The following is a 25,429-nucleotide window of genomic DNA, read 5'->3' as shown; positions in this document are numbered from 1 at the left end:
CACATGGCAAACACGACCGCAGCCGTCGTCGTTGTCGGCAGCCTGCACTACGACATTTTCGTCGAGGCGCCACACCGCCCCGCGGCGGGTGAGACCGTGACTGGAATGCGCTGGTTTCCCAAGTTCGGTGGCAAGGGTGGAAATCAGGCTGTCGCGACTGCCCAACAAGACGTTCGTACGTTAATGGTTTCGGCTGTAGGCAATGACGGCTTCGCCGAGTTCCTGCTTGCGGGGCTGCAAACCGGCGGTGTGGATACAGCTCATGTGAGCCGAGCCAAAGACGTAGGCACAGGCATGAGCGTCGCAATAAGCGACGCATCCGGCGACTACGGAGCCGTCATCGTTTCGGGATCAAACCTGATGATAGACCCGCAACAGCTCGAGGTGCCCGAACTGTGGGACGGTTCCACGCATCTTATCCTGCAAAACGAGATCCGCGAGGAGACCAATCTCGTAGCCGCTCGTGCGGCAAGGTCGCGGGACGTTGTCGTCTGCCTGAACGCCGCCCCTTGGCGCCCTATGTCAGACGAGTTTCTGTCGCTCGTCGACATCCTCGTCGTCAACGCGCTTGAGGCGGAGGCAATGTGCGGCGTCGACGTCAACGACCTCGAGACGGCACAAAAAGCCGCGGCGGCACTGTCTCAGCGTTTCGCTTACGTGGTGGTCACAGCGGGAGGTGATGGCGTCGCCTTTGCTTCGGACGCAAACAAATTTGCAGTGCCGGGGGAGAAGGTTGAGGTCATCTCAACTCATGGGGCCGGTGACTGCTTCATCGGAACGTTGGTTGCCCGTCTTGCTGCCGGGGACGAGTTTAGTCGGGCGCTCGAACTTGCCAATCGCGCTGCTGCTCGCCACGTCTCGACGTATTGACGCCGGGCCATGCTGCACGGCGCATTGGATGGCCGCTGTGGGGAAGCTGCACGGCAGCGACGGGACGCTCCGTGAAAGGCAAGTCTGGGCCGACAGCAAACGTCCGTTGTTAAAAGGAAAACGTCCCGGGTAAGCGACTGACATTACGCTTGAATATGTCAAAGGAAGAAAGTTGCGGTCGCCGGGGCAAGGGCGACGATAACAAGGACTACCAGCATCACAGCGATGAAGGGAAGAGTAGCGCCGAAGATCTGCTCGACCCCCACATCCGGATCATTGAGCGTGTTGTGGACCGTGAAAACGGAAATCCCGAAGGGCGGCGTTAGCAGCCCGATCTCGACTGCGATCACTGTGACGATCCCGAAATGCATCAGATCGATTCCCATGCCCTGCGCGATCGGCGCGGCAATCGGCACCATAATGAGCAGGATGGAAGTACTATCCAGGATCATGCCCATTAGCAGGATGATCAGCGCATAGAAGAACAGGAAACCCAGCGGACCGAAGCCGGACTCCGTCACCAACCCGGCGATGGCGTTTGGCAGGCCCGCGATGGCCAGCATGCGCGAATAGAACGACGCCGCGACCAGAAGCAGCAGGATCGAAACCGAGATCACGCCGGTCTGCTTCATCACCTGCCAGAGCTTGTGCCGATCCAAGCTGCGGCGCGACAGCGCGACCAGAAGCGCGCCGAAAGCGCCAACGCCGCCCGCCTCGGTAGGTGTGAAAAACCCAGTATACAGCCCGCCCAGCACGAGGATCACGAGGAGGATGATCGGGATGAGCTTGGAAACCATCCGCCCCAGCGGCATGGGCTGGTGATCCCGTTCGAGCCGCCGCTTTCGCGTGCTCTCGGGGTCGTCCAGCACGAAGCCCGGAAATAGAATCGTGACGCTGATGAGCATGGCCACGAAGCCCCCCGCCAGCATCAGCCCAGGGATGATACCCGCGATGAACATGCCGCCGATCGAGACCTCGGCCAGCACGCCGTATATGATGAGCAACAGGCTTGGAGGGATGAGCATGCCCAGCACGGACGATCCCGCGACCGTTCCGGCGGAAAACGCGGGGCGATAACCGTGGCGCTTCATCTCGGGCACCGCGACCCGGGTGAAGACGGCCGCCGATGCGATTGAGACGCCCGTCACTGCGGCAAAGATCGTGTTGGCCGCAACCGTGGCGACCCCGAGGCCGCAGATCATGCGGCGCAATAGTTCCTCGGCCACCTCGAACGTGTCGCGGCCGACGTTCGAGACGCTGACAAGAAGGCCCATGAGCACGAACAACGGGATCGTGGCAAAGAGATAGTCCGCGATGCCGGAATAGGCCGTGAGCTCGAGCATCCGGAAAGCCAGGTCGATGTTGTCGCGGATCAGCCAGATGCCGACGAAGGCCACGCCAAACAGCGCATAGGCGATTTGCATGCCCAGAAGGACAAGCGCGATCAGGACCCCGATCAGGACGAAACCGAAGGCGAGTGTGGTCATGTCCGGCTCCGGATGCTGCGCATTTCCTGCGTGGCGCGGTAAAGCGCGGCGAGCACGGCAAGCGTCGCGCCCAGAACGGTGATGCCTCGGAACGGCCAGGTAGGGATGGTCCAAACGCCCTGCACGCCGAAGAACTCGGCAGAGGCCCAACTTTCGGGCAGCTTAGGCCAGGACGCCCAGAGGATCAGGGCAAAGACGACAGCGCCGGCGATGCAGAATGCGGCCTCCAGGGCCGAAACGGCGGCAGGCGAAACGCCTTGGAGCCGCCGCACGAGGAAATCGGCGCGGGTCAGGCGGCGCTGTAGGATCGCGGCCGGCACCTGAAGGAACACTATGGCGACGACCGTGCGCGCGGCGATCTCGGACACCCCGGTAATCGGCGCGTCGAGAAAGTTGCGGCCGATCACGTCCGCCACGATCAACAACATCAGCGCGCCGATCGCCGCCGTGCCGATGGCGGACATGGCCGCCGCAGCACTGCACAAGATCGCGCCCAGTGGCGCGTCGGAAAAGGCGGGTACGTACCCGTCATCGTCGAAGGCGGCCGAATTGTCGTCGCTCATGCTCCGGTCCCATCATCAGGAAAACGCCGCCCGGCTTGACGCCGGGCGGACGCGGTGCGTTCAAGGATGGCTCAGAGACCTTCGTCCCAGGCGCGCAGCGGTGTCGCGCCGCGTTCGCGCAGCGCGTCGAAATACGCCTTCAATACCACTTCGCCGGCCTCGCCCGTCTGCTCAAGCCAGGGCTCGACGATGTTGGGCAGGTTGTTGACCCACTTTTCCTTCTCCGCGTCGGGAAGCTGGTGGATGGTCAGGCCGGCGGCCTGCATCTCGTCCAGCGCGCGCGCGGCAAGATCGGCCACGTAATCGCCATGCGCGATCGAGGTTGCCTGCGCCGCCTCGCGCATCGCCTGCTGCACCGGTTCGGGCAGCCCGTTGAAGAAGTCCTCGTTCGCGGCGATGCCGCCGAAATACATCGAGCCGATGCCCACGCGGGTCAGTTCCGGGGCAACCTCGTAGACGCGGGTCGGCAGGATGCCCGAGGCGAAGGACAGTGTGCCCTCGGTCACGCCCGTCTGGATGTTGGTGTAGTAGGTCGTCAGCGCGCCATCCACCGGAGTTGCGCCCGTTTCGCGCAGCCAATTGGCCGAAGTGCCCGGCGCGTTGAGCTTCCGGTTCTGCAGGTCCTCCATCGAGGTGACCGGGAAGGTTGCGTAGATGTCGTAGCTGTCAGTGATCAGCGACGACAGGTGAACCATACCGTTTTCGGACCAGCTGTCCTTCAGCTCGGGTAGGTTCTCGGAAAGGTCGTCAAAAATCTCGATGATCATGCGGTGATCTTCGGTGGCAAAGGGCGTAAAGTAGGTCACGTTCTGAAGCGGCATGTTCGCCCCTTCCCAGACCGTGCCGACCATGCCCACGTCGACGATGCCGTCCATTACCGCCTCGCGCGTGTCGGTGAACTTGTAGAGCGTGCCGGCGTAGCTCTCGACCCAGTTCACCTCGTATTCGTTGCCGTTCTCGGCAAGGATGCGGTTCACTTCGGGCTGGAAAGTGTTCTTCATCGCATATACCCAGATGTTCTGTTCTGGGTGCGACGATCCGATATTCACGGTGATTTGTTCTTGGGCGCTGACCGCGCCCCCGACCAGAACGGCCGCCGCCGTCGTGATGACAGTCAGTTTCATGGGGTCTCCTCCTTGGTGTCGCGGCGCCTCCTCCAGCGCCGTCTTGGTTCAGTCGTCGATCCTTCCCAGCGCCCGCAGGATGCGTTCGGGGGTAAAGGGCATTTCGGTGACCTGCGCGCCCAGAGGGCGCAGAGCGTCATTGATCGCGTTCATGACGGCCGCGGGCGCCCCGGCGGTTCCCGCCTCGCCCGCGCCCTTGGCGCCCAGCTCGCTTTCACCGGTGGGCGTCTCAACGTGACCGATCTGCATGTCCGGCATCTCGGCCGCCATCGGCACGAGGTAGTCGGCCATCGACCCGTTCAGCAGCTGGCCTTCCGCGTCGTAATGGATTTCCTCATAGAGCGCGCCGCCAAGGCCCTGCACGATGCCCCCACGGATCTGTTCGTCGACCAGTTGCGGGTTGATCACCCGGCCACAATCTTCGACGCACCAATGGTTCAGCAGGGTGACGACGCCGGTGTCGGTATCGACCTCGAGATAGCTGGCCTGGACCCCGTTGGTGAAGGCAAACGGATACTCCATCGTGATGAAGTGCCGGGTCTGCACGAGCTCGCGCGCCAAGTCCTTGGGCAGTGTGTCGCCGCGGAAATAGACGATACGGCCCAATTCCTCGAGCGGCATGCGCTCTTCGCCGCTGTCCGCGTCGACGACCTGGCCGCTGCGGATGTCGAGCGTGCTCGCGTCGGTCTGAAGCATCGCCCCCGCCACCTCGAGAATCGAGTCGCGCAGGGCACGCGCCGCCTGCAAAGCGGCCTCACCGCCGATGCCCGCGCCGCGCGACGCCCAGGTGCCGCCGCCATAGGGCGTGACCTCCGTGTCGCCGGTGACGATCCGCACCTGCGAAGGGTTCACGCCCACGCCCTCGGCCACGATCTGGGACAGCATCGCCTCAGTCCCCTGCCCCTGCTCGGTCACGCCCGACAGCGCCACGACCGATCCGTCTGGGTCCATCCGCACGGTGCACCCGTCCTGGGCCGAAATCCGCGCGCCACCGATGCCGTACATGAAGGGCGAGGGGTTGGTGAGCTCGATGAAGCTCGCGATGCCGATACCACGATACTTGCCGCGCTTGCGCGCCTCTTCCTGGTCAGCACGCAGGGCGTCGTAGTCCATCATCCCGATCAGCTTGTCCATCGAGGCTTGATGCGACAGTCCCTCGAACCGCATCTTGGCGGGCGAGGTCACGGGATAGGCGTCGTCGGCATACATGTTGCGTCGCCGGATCTCGACTGGGTCCATGCCGAGCTCGGCCGCAGCCATGTCAACCAGCCCCTCGGTGATCGCCACGGCAATGGGGTGACCGACGGCCCGGTACTGGCAGGTCGGCGTCTTGTTCTGGAAAACGACCGTCGTCTGTGCGCGGTAATTCATAAAATCGTATGGCCCGCCGCACAGGTTAACCACCTGGTTGCCCTCGATCGCCGAGGTGCGCGGGTAGACCGAATAGGGGCCGATCCCCGTCCAGTCATCGACGTCGATAGCAAGGATCTTGCCGTCCTTGTCTACCGCGATCTTCGCCTCGATCTCGTGGTCGCGGGCATGGATGTCGGTGCTGTAGCTTTCCAGCCGGTCGGCGATGAACTTGATCGGCCGGCCCATCACCTTGGCGATGGCCGCCGTCGCCACCTCGTCGGGGTATACATGTACCTTGATCCCGTACGATCCGCCCACGTCGCCACAGATCACGCGTACCCGGCTTTCGGGAATGTCGAGATGCTTGGCGAACACCGTCTGCATCATGTGCGGCGCCTGCGTGGCATGATAGGCCGTCATCTGGCCCTCGGCAGGGTTCCAGTCCACCAGGATCGAGCGCGGCTCGAGCGTGACGCCGGTATGCCGCGCGGTGCGGAACCGAGCCGAGACAACCTTATGCGCCTGCGCCATGGCGCCGTCCACGTCGCCCTCTTCGTGTAGGCGCCGGAAGGCGAGGTTATCGCCCAGCTCCGGATGGATGACCGGGGTGTCCTTGTCGAGCGCGGTCATCGTGTCGGTGACGGCGGGAAGGTCCTCGTAGTCGACCATGACAAGCGAGGCCGCCTCTTCGGCCGCTGCGCGCGTCGTGGCAACGACGGCGACGACAGGCTCGCCCACCCAGCAGGCCCGCTCGACCGCCAGCGGATGTTCCGGCGGGGATTTCAGCCCCTTGAGATGCGCGAGCACGGCGACCCAGGGTGTGCAGACCTCGGCCAGGTCCTTGCCGGTGAAGACACGCAGCACGCCCTTGACCGCCTTTGCGTCTTCCAGATCGATTTCGCCGATCTTCGCATGCGCCACGGGCGAACGGGCGAACGCCACGTGTAGCATGCGCGGCAGCACGATGTCGTCGACATAGCGCCCCCGGCCCTGCACGAGCTTGGTCGCGTTCGGGCGCGGGACGGTCTTGCCGATATACGAATTCGGCCGGTCGGGATTGTTGAACTGGATGGTCATGCGTCCCCCTTCCCGGCGCGCGCCTTCGCCACGCTTTCAACCGCGTCCACGATGGCCTCGTAGCCGGTGCACCGGCAGTAGTTGCCCGACAGGTGCTCGCGGATCTCAGCCCGGCTCGGCGTGCCTCCGGCGGACAGCAACTCTTCTGCGGCGACCAGCATTCCGGGCGTGCAGAATCCGCATTGCAGCGCGTTACGCGTGACAAAGGCATCCTGAAGGTCGGTGATCGCGGCCGTGTCGGTCAGGCCCTCGACGGTCCAGACCTCGGCACCGTCGGCCTGAGCCGCCAGCATCAGGCAGCCGCGCACGGACACCCCATCCACGCGGATCGTGCAAGCGCCGCAGACGCCATGTTCGCACGACGCATGCGCGCCGGTCAGGCCCAGGTCGAGCCGCAGAAAGTCGATCATGTGCTGGCCGGCGGGCACGCGGGCCTCGACAGGCTCGCCGTTGACGGTCAGCGCCACGTCCACCTTGTCGCGAAACATCTCGGTCATGTCCTGTCTCCTTCCAGCCGGGCCACCGCACGGCGTATCAGCACGCCTGCGAGGTGACGGCGATAGGCCGCACTGGCCTGCGTGTCGGACGGCGGATCGATCTCGGAGGCCAGCGCCGCGACCGCCCCGTCCACATCGCCCGCATCAAGCGCGGCCATGGCACCGGTTGCGAGGATCGGCTTCGGCCCAACCGAGAACAGCGTGACACGATGGCCCGCCGCGCGTCTGACGAGGCATAGGCCCGCCAGCGCGTAATCGCCCGACCGGCGCGCAACCTCTTCGATAAGCTGAACCTCGCCTGGCTCGGCCGCGGGAACCGACAGCGCGGTCAGGATCTCGTCCTCTTCCAATGCCGTTGTGAACACATCCTCGAAGAAATCCTCGGCCGGAATGCTGCGGTCGCCTTCGGGCCCCTCGACGTGGATCTCGGCCCCCAACGCCAGCGCGCAGGCAGGAAACTCGGCCGCCGGGTCGGCATGGGCGAGCGCCCCGCCGATCGTGCCGCGATTGCGGATCGCGGCATGCGCTATATGCCCCACCGCGGCCGCCAGCAGTGGCACACGCGCTTGCACGATCGGATCGGCACCTACCTGCGCGTGGCGGGTAAGCGCGCCGATGCGCACCGTGTCCCCTTCTTGCGAAACGCCGGAAAGCTCGCTCAGGCGCGAAATATCGACGAGCAGATCGCCCGCAGACAGGCGCATGTTCATCGCCGCCACAAGGCTCTGACCGCCTGCGAGCACGCGACCCTCCCCCTTTGCTGCAACCAGCATTTCGATCGCATGGCGCAGGTTTTCAGCCCGGGCGTACCCGCCCGCCGATGCCTTCATGGCGTCCTCCATTCCTCCGTTGATCCGCACCTTATTAAGCGCTTGATCAATTCCGTTGATCAGTTGATCTTTTAATCCGAGTCGGTGCAAGACATTTTTCTCGACCAAGATTGCAAGGGCGCTTCATGGACCAATCCGCCGACAACAGCGCCGCCGAGAGCGAATATGGCGCGATCCGCCGCCGCCTGCCTCCGGCGGAACGGCGTCAACAGATCGTGGACGAGGCGGTGCGCTTCTTCGCCGAGGTCGGGCTGGAGGGAAAGACACGGGAACTCGCGAAGCGTCTCGGCGTCACACAATCCCTACTATTCAATTACTTCGCGACCAAGGACGACCTGATCGAGGCGGTCTACGAAAACGTCTATATCGGCCGGCTGTCACCTGACTGGCCCGAGCGGCTGACCGACCGCGACGTGGCGCTACGCGATCGGCTGATTGCCTTCTACAGCGAGTACAGCGCTCTCATCTTCGAGCGCGAGTGGATGCGGATCTTCATGTTCTCGGGCCTGGCTGGAGCTTCGCTGAACCACCGGTATCTCAAGCATTTGGGCGAGGTCATCCTGCGCCCGATCTTGGCAGAAACCGAAGCGCTGGCGCGCGGCGACATTCGCCCGACGATGGAAGACGTGTGGAACTTGCACGGCGGAATTGTCTACATCGGCATCCGCCAGCACATCTACCGGATGCCTGCGCCCGAGCACCCCGAGGACGAAATCGCGCGGGCGATCGACAAATACCTCCAATTCTTTGGAATCCACCTCGAGAACTAAGGAAAAACAGCTTCGGGGGCGTTTACAGCATCAAAGCCCAGACGATGCGGAAAAGCTGTTTCAGCGGAGAGCAGATCATTGGCATCCGGAAGGAACACCAAGCCGGGGTATCTGAGAATGCAACCGCAGGGAATGTCTGCAATGCGGACCGCAGACGCAGCATTCGAAAGGTGAGGTGGATGTCGGCTCAGGGCCGATAGGGTCACGAGCGACAGGGTCACAGCATTTCGTTTCCGCAACGACCCCGTCACGCTTTCCAGGCCCAACACTTCAAACCATATCGACTACGCGCCCTTCAGCTCCGTATTGGGCCCTTCACGTCAATCGCAAGTGAACCAAGCCATAGCCGTAGAGATTACGTTGTCGTAGTCTCCGGAAAAGGCGTCACGCATGAACGCGTTGCATTCGGATTGAGGCAGCCCGGCACGCTGCGCGGCCTGGCGACATCTCATCACGATCCCCGGTGCTGAATCGTCTTCACCGGTCAGTTGGACGCGTATGTGAGAATACTTCGGTGACATCTTTCCGTTCCTTTTGTGTTGTGTGGATGGGCAAGCGCCCTGAACAGTAAGTGGGTACGTGCGTTTAGACGGAAAAATCGATTTTGGTCCGGTGGAGCAAAATTTCTCAAAGTCGCTTCCACATCAAAATCCCATCTCAAATCATGCTCGGTCCGGGTATGTCCGACGTCGGCGTTAGAGCCTCAGGATTGGCGGCAACGAATGTCGTCTCTGTCGTGGCCGCGTCAGCCGCCGCAGGTCACCAGACGAGACATCCGGTCTGACTTGACGGCGAGATCTAAATTGCACAGGCAGGGTCCCTGCCCCGCAGAACTCTCACCCGCTATTTCTGATCGTCGGTCAAAGCCGTCTCAGATTTCTCAGATGGAGAGCAGCGCCTTCAGTTTTTCGATCTGACCATTCTTCCGGACATCCTGAAGGTTGAGCGTCCGCTTCCCGGCGCCTTGACCCAGCTCCGTTTTCATCTTTTGGAGCAGAGCTCTCTTGACCCGATTGCGACCTATGTGGTTTTTCGCGGCCTCTTCGGTGGTGAAGACTGTAGGAGCCGCCGCCACGAGACCGGCATTGGTCAAATGCACCTCGTTTCCGGCAAGTAGACCCATCTGAATCGCGCTTTCAACGCGCTCAACGCAGAGGTCCTGCCATGAAATCAGAGCATCGACCGGAAGCCCCGAGACCGGAATGTTGCATCCAATCAAAACTCGCTTCGGTGTCGTTGCACGCGCAAGCCGCAGCCGCTCGATGAGTTGCCGAGTTCGCAGTTCTCTCGACTGAAGCTGCAGCCGGCGGATCCTCGGATCCGGATGACAGGGCACCATGACTGCCATGGCGCTGCCATCGGTCATCTCGTATGAGATCTCGATTTCAGGCAGCATCTGCCCTCCATTGGCATCTTCAGGAACCAATTGCAGCGGAGCACCCGGTGTGTCGCCGAAGAGCGCCCTCCCCTGATCTTCCAGAGCGTGTATCGGGAGTTCCTCGCGACCGATGATGATGCAACTGGAATAGTCTTCATACCGATTGACGCCGAGCGATCGCCCACCGAACCAGGTCCAAGACGCACCGTGCAGCTTCGTGTCGAGCATGAATTCGTTCACCTCGTCCGAAGACAACCCTTCAAAGCGGTGACCGGCATCCTCGAAGAACGCTTTTACGATTTTTTTGGTCGCACCGACGAGAACACCGGAGTTCTGTCCCAAGCGGTCCCGCAAGACCTCTCGCGCAATGATACGCCGCCATTGCTTCCGAATTTCTCCAGAGCCAAGCAGCGAAGACGTGGACATTCGTCTATCGTGCAACTGCTCGATGATTGCATTGGGTCGAAGTGACAGTTGCTTGTCGAAAACGATATCGCAGCCGAGGGCTCTGAGAATGTCAGGATCGGCATCTGCATCAAGGACGAGTAGCGGTTTCCGGTGCTGCAGATCACGCATTTTCAACACGCGCAGCAAGTGCTTGCCGTCCTTGCGATACAAGCGAAGTCGCTCGCACCGGCCCAAGTTTTTTCGCTTCGCGTCTGCAAGCAAGTCCCAGACCGCGGCAAACCGCGTCGCAGTCCGATGAATACGCTCATACGCGTCGAGCATCTCCTTCTGCTTTCGAACAGTCTGATCAGGCGCAAAATCGGGAAGAGCCGTTCTGGCGCTTCTCTCGAGCGTTGCGAATGCCGCATATTCCTCCGCGCTATATCTGAGCGACATGGGTCCACGACCATCGACCAAAGCTGCAAATACATCTTTTGCGGCCTGCAAAAGCTCGGCATGCGCCATTGGCTGGTCAGAGATCGGCGGTGTTCGTGAGGTACAAAAATACTCTTCCTCGACATTCAGCGTGTCATAAAACTCTCGCCAGAATGTCTCATCGACGATCCGTTGATCGGCCTCAAAGCTATCTGAATTCGGTAACCTGAAATAACTGGTTGCAAGAAAGCGATGAGAAACGCGGTCTTCAAACTGTGCCATGTACGCACAGCCATCGAAATAAGGGCAATGCGTGACGTTCCCGTCCTCGTCTTTGCGTTCGCAGAAGTTCTCGCGCACAGAAATGCCCAGTCGGCTTGCGCTATCGACGAGGTCGGCCTTTGCGCACATCTTGCCCTGCTCGTCCGGACGTTTCGCCGTTCGTCCGCGAATTGCGCGAGCGGGTAAACCGAACTCGTTAGCTTGCGCTGCAGCTTCCTCGGCAAGCGACAGCGTCGGAACATGAAACGCGATCCTGCGAGGATCTCCAGCTTTGGCACGTGCCGCCATGAGCCGCCTTTGGCCTGTGCTCTTCCCGGCACCAGGGCTTGCCCTAACGATAGCTGTCGGCACGCCCTCACCCTCACCTTCAGCCTCCCTGAGATGGAAATCCGCAGCCTGCAGCGCCTGGCTGAGCTGATTTTCAGCCTCCGCCAGCGGCGTGAAGCGCGTTTCCTTTGCAGGGACGGAAACAGCATAAGCCCCCGCTCCACCGAAGCGTCCATTCCGATCACGCTTGATCACCGTGTCTGTCTTCAAGTCCATCGTCAGTCTCCATTTCTGATCTGACGAGAACGTTGGTCCGGTACGGAAATCGCGGAAGAAAAAGTTGGATCCGGAAAAAGGGTGTCATGCCGGTAGTGAATATCTTCTACCGGCGCGACACCTTTTCGACCCTGCGCCGAGAACGGAAGTTCAAGCAAATTATTCGTATCATTGGAAATTTCTGCGTCGGAAATTTCCGTGACCGGGTCATGGGACCCACTTCCTCCTCGAGATGATGGAGGACACAACGTGAAGACACCAAAATACTACAGCGCGAACGAAGTCGCGGAGATCTTCAAGCGCGACCCGCACACGATCCGCGACTGGATCAACCACGGCTGCCCCACCCCAAATGGTCTGGTGAAGCTGCAAGCGGTGAAGCTGGGGAAATCCTGGACGATCAAAGACGAGTGGCTGGCGGTCTTCGAGCTTCGGGTCCGGCCCGAGCCTGGGAGGCCGGACCTCGACCTCGAATAACCCCGCCACCTGCCTGAAAAGGAAAACTAAATGACACTCGACACAGCGCTGCGATCCTACCTCGACACTTCCGGCGAAAGCATGCGCGCCCTCTCCCTGCGCGCCGGCCTGAACCCTAAGGCGGTGTCCGATATCCTGAGTATTCCGGGACTGAAACCGCGCCATTCAACGCTAACCGCTCTCTCCGAGGCAACCGGCCACGACCTGTTCGCGGCTCTGGGTGAGAGGCGGGTGACTTATGCGGATCTGATCACCCGCGCGATCAATAAAGATCAGCGCGCGCTCGTGTCAAAACTGCGCTGGCTCTGCCGCAAAGCCGGTTGGACGCCCGAATTGCGCGCAGTCTGCAAGCAGGACGTGATCGACTTCTTCGACGCGAACACGGCGGCTCGGTTCGATCTCTCACAAGGCAGCTATGCGACCTATCGCTCAGCTCTGATCAAAGCCGCCGGGAGTGGCGAACCCCGCCAACGCAAGAGAAGGATTGACGATATCGGTGGTATCTACCGTGATGTTCAACAGGCCATCAAGAACAGTGCGCTCCCGAAATCGGCTCGGCTGGCAGCGGGATCCTTTCTGCTATTTTTACATGATGCGGACATCGCTCCGGCAGAGATCACCATGGCGACCCTCAGCGACTACTACAATCATCGGATCGTGGTTTCGCCGAAGAGCGAGGCGCAATGCGAAAAACACGTGCGCGAGATCGCGACCCTGCTCAAGCGTCTGGCCAACGACCCGGAATTCTCCGACTTCGGTTTTGTAGCAGCAGCTCACCCGTTCGCCGATGCACGCAACAGATACGGTGTCGCGGAGGAAACGATCGCTCCACTGATGACCGAATTCGACTTGCGCGTCGCGCCTTGGGCACTCGGCCAGATGTCCCGAGACGGAAAGACTCGCGAAGCCTTCATCGCCGAACTCGATGCGAAGGAAGACAAGGAGTCCATAACGGACAAGAAGGCCTTGCTTAGGAACAAGCGCCGGGAAAAGGCTCAACGTTCGGGGCAGCCCAAACAAGACTGCGGGAGTGCGCGGAACGATGCCATCCGGAAAGCTGGGTTTCTTGTTGGGAAGGGCAAGTGGAGCGAAGAAACCCTGAAGACGCGTCGGGGCTATGTCGTGTCGATCGCCAAGGCTCTGTCAGCGTCCACCGGGATCGTGCCAGACACTGTCGAAGAACTGACCGATCCGGAATTCCTGGAAGCGGCGATGCAAACGCTCGCGGAGGCCAACCAAAGTGAGTTTCCGAGCTCCTATCTTTCAACGGTTCTGAAAGCGATCCGGAAGATTGCCCAGGATTATCAATGCCGCTCCGCGGACGATCTGCTTTTGATCGACGATCTGATCAAGCTGTACAAAGCCGGTTTCAAAGGGATTTCCCCGCGCAACAAAGCGAAACTACGACAGTTCAACGAGGCCAGGATCAAAAAAACTGTCAATCTTAGCGGTGAGATCCTCAAGGACGTGAACAGGATAATCGATCAGAGGCAAAAGGTTTGGCAGAAGCGTCATGGCACGCGCCCGAAACCCGTGGAGGTCGTCAACGCCGAACTCGCCCGTGACATCATGGCGGCTCTGGCGCACGACATTCTCCTATCGCGCGCGCCGCGGAGCGCGAACGTGCTGCAAGCGCGTCTGGACTGGATCACCTGGCAAGACGACCGGGCCCGGATTGTCGTTCCAGCATCGAAAGTGAAGATGCGCCAAGACGGCGACGCTGATCTGACCATCGTACTCGCGCGCTCCACGAGCCGGCTGCTCCAGACCTATCTGCAGACGCTTCGGCCGGCACTGGTGAAGGATCAGCAGAGCGCCAATCCCTATCTCTTTCCAGGACAAGGCGCGACAAATCAGGACGGTCACTACGGAGCCCTTCTCGAGCGCGTGACCCGGATCCTCCATCGAAAAGTCGGCGTGAAGATTCATCCGCATCTCTTCCGGCATCTGGTCGGCTGGATCTGGTTGAAGCAAAGCCTCGATAACCTTCCGAAAGTGCAGAAGCTGCTCGGGCATCTAAGTATCGAAACAACAATCGAATTCTACGCAGAACTCGATGATGATCTCATCTCGGACGAATGGCTCGCGGTTCTCGACCGTCGCAAGGCAGCCTGAAGACTGAACACCGACAAGGACACTCAATCATGAATGCTCACCTGACCCTGTTGCGCACCATGCGCGCTGCGGGACCACATTCCCAGGTCCCGCAGTACGGTGAACTCGCGGCACACCTACAAGACCGGTTTGCCGCTGTAGGAAAATCCGCATGGGTGGAGTTTGCCCATGTGCAGCGCGTCGCGGCTGAGATTTGGGGGCCAGAAGCGACAGCGCATGTCGGGCAAGTGCTCCGCGCTGCCCGTGTCTTTGAGAAAACGAAGCGCAAGTCCGACTGGGAACTTGCCGAAGACGCGATCGAAAGGCTCCCGCGGCGATGGCGCGACGCATTGCGTGCCCATGCGGAGCTTTCAAAACAGGGCGCGCGCGTCAAAGCGGCACGGATCTGGAGCGCGGCCCATCTGCGCAACGTCGCTCTCGTCCTCGCGCGCTGGGTAGATCACTGCGATACCTCAGGGCTGCCAATGACACCCACGGGTGCGAGCCTCGATGCATATGCCAGCGCAATCGCAAATCGCGCCTCGGCCCGCACCGCGTCAGACTACGCCGCGCGCATCCTCTCCGGTTTCTCGATCATCGCGCCTGGCTTTTCCTCGGAGGCTTGCGATTTCGTCGTTCAGGACTGGAAGGAACGCGCCGCCAAAGAAGGCAGCAGCACGAAGACCGGTTCGCAACTGGTCGGCGTCCGTCGCATCTATGATCTCGGGTTTGAGCTCATGGATGCGGCCCGCGCGAGAACTGTCAGAGGTCCACAGGCCGCAAAGGAATTCCGCAACGGCATTCTGCTGGCCTTGGCGACCGCCCTGCCCCAGCGCGCACGCGCCATGTCGGCCCTGGCCTCCGGCACGACGCTCCATTTGATCGGAGATAACACCATCCGCATTTGGCTTCCCGCCCATTTGCTGAAGTTGTCTGAGGACCAGAAAAATGGGGAGCCGTTCGAACGGCTGCTGACCAGTCAGAAGCTCTGTGAGGCTATCGAGGAATACCTGGAGAAATTTCGGCCGATCTTCGACGACGGCACCTTCCTGTTTCCGTCCTCTCTCAACCGCGGTGAAGTGGTCACCGAAAAACATCTCGGGCGGCTTGCCGGCGATCTGACAGAGCGCGCCTTTGGAGTTCGTGTGTCGCTGCATCGCCTTCGCGACAACGTGGCAACAGACGCCAGCGAGCTTCTCTCCGCTGGCGGACGGAAAGCCGCGTATCTTCTCGGGCACAAGGACGAGCGAACCACGCAACGCTACTACGACCATTCTCAAGGGGTTGCTGTTGCCGAGGAATTCATCGACCTTGTCGAAGGGAGGCGAGCAGCCATGCCGGAGCTGGCCCTGTGAGGCCTCTCAGGAACACTCCCGCTCACCACCGCAGGCCGTTGAAAATACCGCATTTTCCGAGACGTGTTGAAAACGGGGGCCAATCACCCGCACGGGATGATGATGGGGCGTTTTCAACAATTTCTCCCCATCACCGGAACTTCCGCAACACGCTGACCTATATCGGCCTTCTGCTCAACAAGCGCCATAATCTGCTTGCGCCCCATAGCCGCCTGTCCGACTACAATGTACTCGTCGATACGACTTACAAATGCGCTGATGCGTATGATGGCGAAGGCGAGCTTTTAGCTCACCGAGCAGTTGTGCAAATCAAAGTTGCATCTATCGCAATCTGATAACTTTTGGTGATGTCTGCAAACCCCGCTGTTCCGCTACCGGAACAGAAAAGACCGGTTCCCCAGTCAGAGCAGGGCCGAAGGAGCGTCCTGAGGCTCTACGCTACGGTATTCTCAGGCAATTCGATGGTGTCGGCGGAGATTATCAGAGCGATGTAGCCATTGCAGCCAGCGACATAGCGTTCGAGAGTTTCGAGCTTCGGAACTTGTCCAGTCAGCGCTTCGAGTCGCGCGACCGCTGATTGCGTCAGACCGGAAGCTCGTGCGACATCGGCTTGCGTCATATCGCGTGCATCCCGCAACGCTCGTAGTCGCATAGCTATGAATCTCTTCCGCGGGAAAGCCTGTTGTCGCTCGGCTATTTCGGGGCGGGCCTGCAGCATCCGCTCGCGAAATGATTTCCCCACGGTGTAACCTCCCATTTTGAATGGTGTCAGAACTATATAACTCGCGTGGTATATAGACCACCTCATGGTGATGTCCGGATCTCGGTCGGTCGTGCTTTGGCCCGCGATGAAGCCATTCCAGTTGCAGTATGAGTGTGCCGTTCGCGAATGGCCGATAGCTGCCGTTCACCTACTCTCTGGATGCTGCAGCGCGGCCCACCGAACCCGATGGGGTCGATGGCTCCTGCTCCAACCGGCGTCGCAATGCGCCATAATGCAGTTGTCATGACTGCTATGAGAGGAGCCACCCAATGCAGGTTACAACAGTTGGCGTAGATCTGGCCAAGAACGTCTTTCAGGTCCATGGGATCGCCGAAACCGGCGAGGTTGTCTTCAATCGGACGATCAGGCGCGCGCAGCTTCTGGCTTTCTTCGAAGATCTGCCAGCGTGACTTGTCGGTATGGAGGCGTGCGGGTCCAGCCACCACTGGGCGCGGCGCCTTTCTGCGCTCGGCCACGAAGTTCGTCTGATCCCTGCCAATTACTTGAAGCCCTATGTCAAACGCGGCAAGTCTGATGCGGTCGATGCCGAGGCGATCTGCGAGGCCATGACACGCCCCACTATGCGGTTTGTCGCGATCAAGTCGGAAGAGCAGCAAGGAGTCCTATTCCTGCACCGGGCCCGCGACCTTATCGTTCGCCAGCGCACCCAGCTCAGCAACATGCTGCGCGGTCTGCTGGCCGAGTTCGACATCGTGATCGACCAAGGAGATGGCAGCGCGGTGAAATTTGCCAACGGTGTTCTGGATGGGGACGTCCCGAATATTCCCGCGGTTGCCGTTGACGTCCTGGCCGATCTCAGCAATCAGCTCATCGCTCTGCACCTGCGGGTCCGATGTTATGAGGTGCGTATGCGGCTTCAGGCCAAACAGGACGCCCGTGTGATGTTGCTTCGCACAATACCGGGTGTCGGCCCGGCGACGGCGTCCGCCATTGTAGCCACCGTCGGCGATGCCCGGCAATTCAAGAATGGCCGTCAATTTGCGGCCTGGCTTGGCCTGACACCGCTCAATCGATCCAGTGGAGGCAAGGAGAGACTGGGACGCATCTCGAAAATGGGCGACCTCTACATCAGGTGCCTGCTGGTAACAGGCTTGACTGCCCAATTGCGGCAAACGAAAACCCACCCGCAACGGGTCGGCTCGTGGACACTGAACCTGCTCGAGCTGAAACCGACGCACCTGGCCACCGTGGCGATGGCCAACAAGACGGCCCGGATCATCTGGGCGGTGTTGACCAGGAACGAACAATACCGCTCACACTACGCCTAAAGCGAAGGAACAAACCTACAGAATAGCAAGACCTTTGAGATCATGGAGCACAGTCAGGCCGCTCGCCAAGACACCCCGTCGAATGTCAGGGACACATTGTTGTCCGTGAACCCGTATGGGACTTGGCCTGCGGAAACCATCAGGGCCAGCGGCCGCGTGCGCCGCGCAAATAGGCCGGACACTCGTCTGCTTCTGACCAGTGCGAAAAAATCTCAGAAATGTCTTGCTACGCAGGAGCCATCCACACAGGCCGATTGCAGCGGTCGCGAGATCGAGGCATCCCAGAACTCACGCTCTGGGGACCTTTCTGCCGTTCGCTGCGCGTGCTCGATCATCGCTGCTTCTGCGCGCGCCGCCGAAGGTGACCGGACAGCAGACATCACTGCGACTGCCGGGCCTCTCGCCGCTTCGCGATGACGTTGCGAATGATCGGCATCAGCACGACGACGATCGTCAAGCCGACGATGATGAGGCTGGTCCTGCTGCTCCATAGCACGGTCCAGTCCCCGCGGCCGATGCGCAGCGCGAGCCGAAGGTTCTCCTCGGCGAACTTGCCCAGGATAAGGCCAAGCACCACCGGCGGCAGTGGGAACTTCAGCTTTTCCATGAAGTAGCCAATTACCCCGAAGCCGAGTGTCAGGTAGACGTCGAACATTCGTCCATTGATCGAATAGACCCCGATGAAAACCAGCGCAATGATGATCGCGCCGAGGATCGGACGCGGCAGCCTTAGCACCTGTGCGAAGCTGTTGGTGGCGAGAGAGCCACCGAGGAAGATTAGCAAGATCGCAGCGAACAGGAACTGCCACATAAAGCCGAAGACGATCTCAGGGTTTGAGCGGAACAGCATCGGTCCCGGCTGAAGGCCATGGATTAGCAGGCCACCGAGCATGACCGCCGCAACCGCCGTACCGGGGATACCCAAAGTTAGTGCCGGGATCATGGCCGAGGCGGTGTCGGCGTTGTTGGCTGTTTCGGCAGCCGCAACGCCCTCGGGCTCGCCTTTGCCCCACTCATCTGGGTTTGACGATGCGCGCCGCGCTTCGTTCCAGCTCAGGAACGCCGCCATCGAGCCGCCGGCGCCGGGCAGGATGCCAACGAAAATGCCGATGACCGCAGAGCGCAGCCACGTCTTCCAGTAGCCCAACATCCCGGGAATGGCGCTCCAAATACTGCCGGTGGAGAGACGCGAGGCGTTCGAGGCATCGATTTTTTTGGGCTCTTCAAGCAGACCGACAGCGGGCGGAAGCGCATAGAGCCCTACCAGAAGTACAATGATGTTGATCCCATCCAGAAGCTCGAGACGGCCGAAGGTGAAGCGGTCGTAGCCGGTGATCGTGTCCGCTCCGATGAGCGAGACGAAGACGCCGAAGGCCGCGCTCATGAGGCCTTTAACAATGTCCCCGCTCAGAAGGAACACGATCGAGGACATGCCGAAGACGGCGACCCAGAAAATTTCAGCCGGACCGAAGAGCAGCGTGACCTGAGCAAGCGGCGGAGCCAACAGCATCAGGACGATTGCGGACGCAATTCCACCCAGCGCCGAGGAGACCACAGCGACCTGGAGTGCGTAGCCGCCACGCCCTTTCTGTGCCATAGGGTAACCGTCAAAGCTGGTGGCGACTGCGGCAGGCGTACCTGGGATGCGCAGGAGGACTGCAGGGATCGAGCCGCCGTACATCGCGCCGTTATAAATTCCTGCCATCATGCCGAGCGCCACAAGTGGCGACATGCCGAAGGTAAAAGGGATCAGCACCGAGATTGCCATTGTGGCGCTGAGCCCGGGTAGTGCGCCGACACATATGCCCGAGAGCACGCCGACCACCACTGCAAAAAGATTGGCCCAGCCGAGGACTTCGGGAAGGGCGTCGAGAAGAGCTCCGTACATTTTGTTTTCCTCAGCCTCAGCCTCAGCGCGCGAAGAATTCGGGCGGCAGGTCCTGGCCCATCAGCACGTGGAAGATCAAAGCGATGCCGCCCACGAAGATGACCGTGGCCAGCGCAAGCGGAATAGGCTTGCGGAACCCAAAGCCCCAGCTGACCGCCGGGATCATGATCGCGGTGGAGGTGTAGAACCCAATCAACGCAACGGCAGCAACGTAGAGGCCGATGGCGGCGCAAACGCCGAAGAAGCGCTTTCGAGAGTCGAAGACATCGGGCCTTGTCGTCTCCGGATCGGCTTCGCGCATCAGTGCGCGGACGATCATCACGAGCGAGAGGATGATCAGAGCGCCGAGCATGGCGAAGGGCAGAAGCGCGGTCATTGCAGGCATCGTCCCGGCCCGCAGCATCAGCAGGATGGACGCGAGGATGACCACGACACCCGCGACGATGTCGGGATGCGGGCGGGTCAGGTGGTATTTCATAGCTGGCCTCGTGACTATGCTCAGGAACCGGACCTGCTGGCGAAACGATCGCCGCCTGCCAGCCCGGCCCCTTTCAAGTCTTTGGTGCCCGGGCGCGAAGCGGGGTGGCCGGGCCACCCCGCGCGCCGGGGATCACTTCCAGGGGGTGGTTTCCCAGATACGGCTCGCGAGATCGAGCTGCTCTTGGGTGAGCTGTTCGAACTCGTCGCCCAGCGTCAGGCGTACCGGATTGCCGGTCGAGATCATAGCCTGCTGGAACTCGGGATCGTCGTAGGCCTGCTGGAACGCGTCGAGGAGCTGCTGCTCCACGTCCTCCGGCAGTCCGGCCGGTGCTACGAAGCCACGCAGGCCACCGTTGGTGACCTCATAGCCTTGCTCGACCAGTGTCGGCACCTCGGGCGCGAGATCCGAGCGTTCCTCGGAGGCGATACCGACGACGTTCAAGTCTTCGAGGAAGTTCACGGCTTCGGACAGATTGATGATCCCCATGCCTACGTGGCCACCCATTAGCGCGCTACGTGCTGGAGCAGAGCCGGAGAATGGCACCACGGTCATCTCGGTGTCGGTTGCCTCCATCAGCTTGACCAGGAAGAGGTGGTCGTCGCCGCCGAGGCTTGACATACCGACAGTCATCGCGCCGGGCTCCTCCTGAGCGGCCGTTACGAGCTCCTCCATCGTGTCGATTTCGCTCGAACCCGGAGTGACGATCACGTTGGGATCGTTCACCACGTTGGCAAGGTAGGTAAAGCTGTCTGCGTCATAGTCCGCCTCGCGGTCGAGAGTACGCGCCATCATGCCCGGCAGGTTGAATGTGCCCAGCGTGTAGCCGTCCGGCTCGGCCGTCGCGACCTCGGTTACACCGATCTGGCCGCTTGCGCCTGGCATGTTTTTGACCACCACGGTTGCGTCGTTGCCGAGGTATTCCTCGAGGAAGGGCGCGACTGTGCGTGCCATCACGTCAGTACCGCCGCCGGCCGAATAGCCGACAATGATCTCGATCTCGCTGGACGGGTATTCCTGCGCGGACGCCGCCCCTGCCGCGGCAATGGTTGCGCCGAGCGCGGCGGTGAAGACTGTGCGTTTCATAAGGTTCCTCCCTTGGTTTCCTCGCAGCAACCCTATTCATATAGGTTATCTAATTTACAGCGAATAAAAATGATCCACAGATTAAGCTCAGCTTACTTAATAGGGTGGTATCGATGATCACAATCGGCGCGCCGCAATGATTGACGCAAGAACGAGCGCCGGAATAGTCATCCAGAACAGCACCTTGGAGGACACGACGGTCCCGCCTAAACCGATCAGGAACGCCCCGAGTGCAGGCATGCCACGGAATATCATCGTGTAGAGCGACAGGACCCGCCCGCGTTCAGTGTCGGCTATTTCGGTCTGAAGCATGACCTGTGTGGAGACACCGTTGGCGAGGATGGCACCGGACAGGAATGCCAGGGTCGCGAGCGCCGCCGCCGCACCTGAGGACACAAGAAAAAGTGCCAGCGCGACGATAGAGACCGAACCTGTCGCCAGTATGAGCGGCACCACCCCGACTGCGGCCGTCAGCATGGAGACCGCGAACGCGCCGACCATCGCACCGAGCGCTTGCGCCGAGGTCATCCAGCCGAAGACCTGCCCGGCTTCCAGTCCCGAACTCGCTACTGTCTCAGCAAAGGAAGGCAACAGCTCGAAAACTGGTCGAAAGCAGAGTGCGAGCAGCGCGAAGTAGATCAGGACGGTGCGATGGCGGGCACCGAGTTGCGAGAGTATGTCGACCCAGCTTGTCGCCACAGAGGTCGAGGGACCGGTCTCGGGGCGGGACACCAGTGTAAGGCGCGACAGGATCGCGGCGAACCCGAGATAACTCACCACGTTCAGCACGAAGATCGCTCCGGATGCGTCGAACGAAATCGCCGCGCCCCCGAGCGCGGGCCCGATCATGCGGGCCAGATTGAAAACGATGGAATTGATCGCGACGGCACCGGGGACCAGCGACCGCTCGACGAGATTACCCACCAGCACCATGCGCGTGGGATGGTCAAAGCCGTTGACGATGCCGGTCGCCAGCGACATCGCCAGCAACGCGGGCGTAGTGATCTGCCCGGCCGAGAGAAGCCCCAGCAGGATCAGCGGCGGCCCTACAGACAGAAGCTGGAGAAGCCGCGCCAACGCGAGCCTGTCGGCCCGGTCGGCCAGCGATCCCGCAAACGGCGCGACGAGAACCGAGGGCAGCAGGTCCGCCGCGGCCATCAAGCCGATGATGGCGGTGGACTCGGTCGCCTCCCACGCAAGCCAGAACAGCACCACGCGCTGCGCCCAGGTGCCGACGATGGAAGCGGCGTTGCCGCCCAGATAGAACGCGAATGACGCGTTCCGCAGCGCGGCGACGAGGTGGTCGATCTTCAACCCGTCAAATCTTGGCAACCCGCTGCGGCCAGCGCCTTGTCGACCCAGGAGCGGTCGTTGGTGCCCTCGGCAATGGCCTTCATCTGCTTCTCTTCGGCGGCCTGCTTGGCCATCGTCGCCTCGTATACGGTTTCGAGATCGTCATACGGCACGGCCAGCACGCCGTCCGCGTCGCCAATCACCAGATCGCCGGGCGCGATTATCATGCCATCGAGCGAGATGATCACGTTAATTTCGCCGGGACCGTCCTTGTAGGGACCGCGATGGGTCACGCCGGCCGCGAAAGTTGGCAGGTTGGTTTCGACAAAGGCGTCCACGTCACGGATCGCGCCGTTCAGAACAAAGCCCGCCACACCGCGCTTGACCGCATAGGCCAGCATCAGCTCGCCCATCAGCGCATTGGTCAGATCGCCGCCAGCATCCACCACGATAACGTCGCCGGGTTCGGCCATGTCGATCGCCTTATGCAGCATCAGGTTGTCGCCGGGGCGCGAACGCACGGTAATCGCCGCTCCCGCCATGCTGCCCTTGGCGTGCATCGGGCGCAGAGTCGGCCCCGCGGCGAAGACCCGGGACATGCTGTCGCTGACATTCGCGACCGGTAGTTCCGCGAACCTCGCGATATTCTCGGCATCGACCTTGCGGTCGCGCGGGCGGATCTGATTTCCGATTGTCACGTCTTGGTCCTCTCAGTTGTGCGACGGGGCCGGTTCGGCCAGAACGTCCGCGTTCACCATCCTGGCCGGTGCGAGACCTGCGCCCTCCGCAATGGCGATGATGCTTTCGACGGCCATCAGTCCGACCCGGCGCCCGGCCTCGGCGGTGACGCCGGCGACGTGCGGTGTCAAAATGGCGTTTGGACAGTCGAAAAGCGGCAGGTGTTCCTTAGGCGGCTCGGCCTCAAACGTGTCGAGCGCGGCGCCCGCGAGATGGCCGTTGTCCAGCGCGTCCTTTAGCGCGGCCTCGTCGATGAGACCCCCGCGCGCGGTATTCACAAGGTAGCTGCCCTCCGGCATGAGGCCGATGGTGCGCGCGTTGAGCAGATGCCGCGTCTCGGAGGTAAGCGGGCAGTGCAGCGACACCACGTCAGAACCGCCGAGGCAGCCCTCGAGCGAGTCGAAGCGGGTGACGCCGAGATCGGCGAAGGCATTGGCCGGCGCGTAGGGATCGTAGATGCCGACGCTCATGCCGATCGCCTGACAGAGCTTGACGGTCTCGGTACCGATCGCGCCACTGCCCACGAGCCCGACGCGCATACCGCGAAGCTCGCGGCCGACATGGGTCGGCTTGTCCCAGTGGCCGTCGCGCAGACGCTTATCCATCGGGACCACGCGCTTGACCGCGGCCATGATCATGGCGACCGCGTGTTCCGCGACTGAGACCGCGTTGCCGCCTGCCGCGCGGGTCACGAGGATCCCGCGTTCGGTCGCAGCGGCGATGTCTATGTTATCGACGCCCGCCCCGTGCTTGGCAATGACGCGGAGGCCGGGGCTGGAATCCATCGCCGCGCCCTCGAAGCGTCCCATGCGCGAGACGACGCCGAACGGCGCATGTTCGGCGAGATGGGCGCGAAGCGTATCTGTCGAAGGATAAGCGGGGGTATGCACGACGGCAAAGCCGTGCTCGGCTGCCAGCGCGGCCGCATCGGAATCCAGATACGGCCCGGTGATCAGGATTGTCTTTTGGGATGTCACGTCAGGGTCCTCGTGTCGTGCGGCCAGGGCCGCTCTCCTCCACGGCAGAGGTTACAGATAGACAAAGTTCACAACAGCGAATAATTCTATCCGTTAAATGAAGCAGGACTGAAACTAATGGATACGCGTCAACTCAAGACCCTCGTCGCCATTGCCGAACACGGCACGTTCTCGCGTGCGGCCGAACGCGTCCTGCTCACGCCATCGGCGGTCAGCCAGCAAATCCACGCGCTCGAACAGGAGGTCGGCGCACCGCTTTTCAACAGGGAGAAACGGCCGCCGACGCTGAACCTGCAAGGGCTGCAATTACTGGAGACGGCCAAGCAGATCCTCGGGCTTGTAGACGAGGTGAAAGGTGCAATCGAGGGCAAGCAGACCACCGGCACGCTGAACATCGGAGCCGTGCGGACCAGCGCCATCGGCCTCCTGCCCCGTGCGATCGTCGGCCTGCGCGAGGAATATCCTGAAGTCCGCTTCAAGTTGCACGTCGGGCTGTCGAGCACGCTGATCAGCGACGTTCTCGCAGGGCGGCTCGATCTCGCTATTGTCGCCGAGCATGTCGGCGTACCGCAGACCCTGACCTGGGCCCCGTTCCTGCGAGAGCCGCTCGTCGTCGCGGCGCCTGGCCATGCACGCGGCATGTCGGCACACGAAATTCTCACCGAGTTGCCCTATCTGCGGTTCCGCAGCAACGTGCCCCTCGCCAACCTGATCGATACCGAACTTGCCCGTCTGAACATCATCACCGACGATATCGCCGAGATCGACACCGTCGCGGCCTTGGTGGAATGTGTGGCGGCAGGCCTCGGCGCGAGTATCGTGCCCGATATTGCCGTCCAGAACGACGGTACGGACATAATCACGCAGCCCTTCGGTGCGCCGCAGATATTTCGACAAATCGGCATCGTTCAGCGCGCTACATCGGCCAAGTCAGACCTCATGTACGATCTGCACAATCTGCTTGCGGCGAAAGCAGGACCCTTCGGCATGCCTCGTCCGTAGAGTGGGATCAAACTATCTTCATGCGAACGTGCACAAATTCTCATGATTGAGAGTTGAGGGCGATTTCCTTGGGCGCAGCGCAAGCCTGCGAAATCTTCCTTCATTTTATCGGCCAAGCTGAATGTTTTGGTCGACCTACTGACCGCGGTGGCAAGCCACGCCTCAGCAGCTGCCATTCTCGCTTCCTCGAATGGACGGCGGCTGAGGGCCGTTCTCATCTGTGACGGTAGGCATGGCAGGAGAGATGCTGCGACACAGCCGAGTTCTGCCGTGAGCCCGAACCAACCGCGTCGATCTTGGTCCGTTCGCTGCTCCAGCATGGGCGCGCCCTTCGCGATTGGCCCATCCCAACCATTCATCATCATCCGAGATTTCGCCAAAAAGCACGGGATA

The 25,429-nt window shown here is 61.2% G+C and carries 21 protein-coding genes and 1 pseudogene; 8 read left to right on the top strand and 14 right to left on the bottom strand.

Features of this window, described 5'->3' with window-relative positions; all coding sequences use genetic code 11:
* Positions 1-3 precede the first annotated feature (3 nt).
* Positions 4-870 carry a ribokinase gene (locus FIU91_RS03740; RefSeq protein WP_152461493.1) on the top strand — a complete coding sequence of 289 codons (867 nt, stop codon included), beginning with the start codon at positions 4-6 and terminating at the stop codon, positions 868-870.
* A gap of 158 nt (positions 871-1,028) precedes the next feature.
* On the opposite strand, the gene FIU91_RS03735 is transcribed toward FIU91_RS03740, so the two are convergent.
* The 6 genes from FIU91_RS03735 to FIU91_RS03710 form a co-directional block, all read right to left on the bottom strand.
* Positions 1,029-2,357 carry a TRAP transporter large permease gene (locus FIU91_RS03735; protein WP_152461492.1) on the bottom strand — a complete coding sequence of 443 codons (1,329 nt, stop codon included), beginning with the start codon at positions 2,355-2,357 and terminating at the stop codon, positions 1,029-1,031.
* Positions 2,354-2,920 (bottom strand): TRAP transporter small permease subunit, encoded by a 567-nt coding sequence (locus FIU91_RS03730; RefSeq protein ID WP_152461491.1) that lies wholly within the window; start codon positions 2,918-2,920, stop codon positions 2,354-2,356. The genes FIU91_RS03735 and FIU91_RS03730 overlap by 4 nt, the downstream gene beginning before the upstream one ends.
* 71 nt (positions 2,921-2,991) lie before the next feature.
* Positions 2,992-4,044: a C4-dicarboxylate TRAP transporter substrate-binding protein gene (locus tag FIU91_RS03725; protein WP_152461490.1), complete on the bottom strand. Its 1,053-nt coding sequence runs from the start codon at positions 4,042-4,044 to the stop codon at positions 2,992-2,994.
* Positions 4,045-4,092: 48 nt separating this feature from the next.
* On the bottom strand, positions 4,093-6,474 hold the full coding sequence (locus FIU91_RS03720; protein WP_152461489.1) for a xanthine dehydrogenase family protein molybdopterin-binding subunit: 2,382 nt from the start codon (positions 6,472-6,474) through the stop codon (positions 4,093-4,095).
* Positions 6,471-6,971: a (2Fe-2S)-binding protein gene (locus FIU91_RS03715; protein ID WP_152461488.1), complete on the bottom strand. Its 501-nt coding sequence runs from the start codon at positions 6,969-6,971 to the stop codon at positions 6,471-6,473. Before FIU91_RS03715 ends, FIU91_RS03720 begins: the two co-directional genes overlap by 4 nt.
* Positions 6,968-7,909 carry a xanthine dehydrogenase family protein subunit M gene (locus FIU91_RS03710; RefSeq protein ID WP_254702038.1) on the bottom strand — a complete coding sequence of 314 codons (942 nt, stop codon included), beginning with the start codon at positions 7,907-7,909 and terminating at the stop codon, positions 6,968-6,970. Before FIU91_RS03710 ends, FIU91_RS03715 begins: the two co-directional genes overlap by 4 nt.
* A 17-nt stretch (positions 7,910-7,926) precedes the next feature.
* Here FIU91_RS03710 and FIU91_RS03705 point away from each other — a divergent pair, with 17 nt between their 5' ends.
* Entirely contained in the window at positions 7,927-8,571 is a 645-nt protein-coding gene (locus tag FIU91_RS03705; protein WP_152461487.1) for a TetR/AcrR family transcriptional regulator, read from the top strand.
* Between the two features lie 880 nt (positions 8,572-9,451).
* Here FIU91_RS03705 and FIU91_RS03695 read toward each other — a convergent pair.
* Positions 9,452-11,596: a hypothetical protein gene (locus FIU91_RS03695; protein WP_152461485.1), complete on the bottom strand. Its 2,145-nt coding sequence runs from the start codon at positions 11,594-11,596 to the stop codon at positions 9,452-9,454.
* Positions 11,597-11,845: 249 nt separating this feature from the next.
* On the opposite strand from FIU91_RS03695, the gene FIU91_RS03690 reads away from it, so the two are divergent.
* From FIU91_RS03690 to FIU91_RS19330, 4 genes are read left to right on the top strand one after another with little or no spacing between them, the layout of a single operon-like run.
* Positions 11,846-12,073, top strand: coding sequence for a helix-turn-helix domain-containing protein (locus FIU91_RS03690; RefSeq protein WP_152461484.1), 228 nt, complete (start codon positions 11,846-11,848; stop codon positions 12,071-12,073).
* 30 nt (positions 12,074-12,103) lie between these two features.
* Entirely contained in the window at positions 12,104-14,188 is a 2,085-nt protein-coding gene (locus FIU91_RS03685; RefSeq protein WP_152461483.1) for a site-specific integrase, read from the top strand.
* 29 nt (positions 14,189-14,217) lie between these two features.
* Positions 14,218-15,522, top strand: coding sequence for a site-specific integrase (locus FIU91_RS03680; protein WP_172974929.1), 1,305 nt, complete (start codon positions 14,218-14,220; stop codon positions 15,520-15,522).
* A gap of 38 nt (positions 15,523-15,560) precedes the next feature.
* Complete coding sequence (locus FIU91_RS19330) at positions 15,561-15,857, top strand: hypothetical protein (protein ID WP_172974928.1); 297 nt, start codon at positions 15,561-15,563, stop codon at positions 15,855-15,857.
* A gap of 98 nt (positions 15,858-15,955) precedes the next feature.
* Here the strand turns inward: FIU91_RS19330 and FIU91_RS19325 are convergent, their stop codons facing one another.
* Positions 15,956-16,174: a helix-turn-helix transcriptional regulator gene (locus FIU91_RS19325; protein ID WP_172974927.1), complete on the bottom strand. Its 219-nt coding sequence runs from the start codon at positions 16,172-16,174 to the stop codon at positions 15,956-15,958.
* A gap of 380 nt (positions 16,175-16,554) precedes the next feature.
* Between FIU91_RS19325 and FIU91_RS03670 the strand changes: the two are divergent.
* Positions 16,555-17,574: pseudogene (locus FIU91_RS03670) on the top strand (IS110 family transposase).
* Between the two features lie 379 nt (positions 17,575-17,953).
* On the opposite strand, the gene FIU91_RS03665 reads toward FIU91_RS03670, so the two are convergent.
* From FIU91_RS03665 to FIU91_RS03640, 6 genes are all read right to left on the bottom strand, one after another.
* The gene (locus FIU91_RS03665) at positions 17,954-19,462 is read right to left on the bottom strand and encodes a tripartite tricarboxylate transporter permease (RefSeq protein WP_152461480.1); all 1,509 of its coding nucleotides are present in this window, start codon (positions 19,460-19,462) and stop codon (positions 17,954-17,956) included.
* A 22-nt stretch (positions 19,463-19,484) separates the two neighbouring features.
* Positions 19,485-19,940: a tripartite tricarboxylate transporter TctB family protein gene (locus FIU91_RS03660; RefSeq protein ID WP_152461479.1), complete on the bottom strand. Its 456-nt coding sequence runs from the start codon at positions 19,938-19,940 to the stop codon at positions 19,485-19,487.
* Between the two features lie 132 nt (positions 19,941-20,072).
* The gene (locus FIU91_RS03655) at positions 20,073-21,026 is read right to left on the bottom strand and encodes a tripartite tricarboxylate transporter substrate binding protein (protein WP_152461478.1); all 954 of its coding nucleotides are present in this window, start codon (positions 21,024-21,026) and stop codon (positions 20,073-20,075) included.
* Positions 21,027-21,143: 117 nt separating this feature from the next.
* Entirely contained in the window at positions 21,144-22,340 is a 1,197-nt protein-coding gene (locus FIU91_RS03650; RefSeq protein WP_172974926.1) for an MFS transporter, read from the bottom strand.
* A complete protein-coding gene (locus FIU91_RS03645; protein ID WP_152461476.1) occupies positions 22,337-23,017 on the bottom strand; it encodes an RraA family protein in 681 nt (226 codons plus the stop codon). Before FIU91_RS03645 ends, FIU91_RS03650 begins: the two co-directional genes overlap by 4 nt.
* A gap of 12 nt (positions 23,018-23,029) precedes the next feature.
* Positions 23,030-24,034, bottom strand: a complete 1,005-nt coding sequence (locus tag FIU91_RS03640; RefSeq protein WP_152461475.1) for a hydroxyacid dehydrogenase — start codon at positions 24,032-24,034, stop codon at positions 23,030-23,032.
* 117 nt (positions 24,035-24,151) lie between these two features.
* On the opposite strand from FIU91_RS03640, the gene FIU91_RS03635 reads away from it, so the two are divergent.
* The gene (locus FIU91_RS03635; RefSeq protein ID WP_152461473.1) at positions 24,152-25,036 is read left to right on the top strand and encodes a LysR family transcriptional regulator; all 885 of its coding nucleotides are present in this window, start codon (positions 24,152-24,154) and stop codon (positions 25,034-25,036) included.
* Positions 25,037-25,429: the final 393 nt, after the last annotated feature.

The sequence above is a fragment of the Roseivivax sp. THAF30 genome, assembly GCF_009363575.1.
Classification (GTDB): Bacteria; Pseudomonadota; Alphaproteobacteria; order Rhodobacterales; family Rhodobacteraceae; genus Roseivivax; species Roseivivax halotolerans.
Note: the sequence above shows the minus strand (reverse complement) of the source record. Positions and strands in the feature narration are given on the sequence as shown.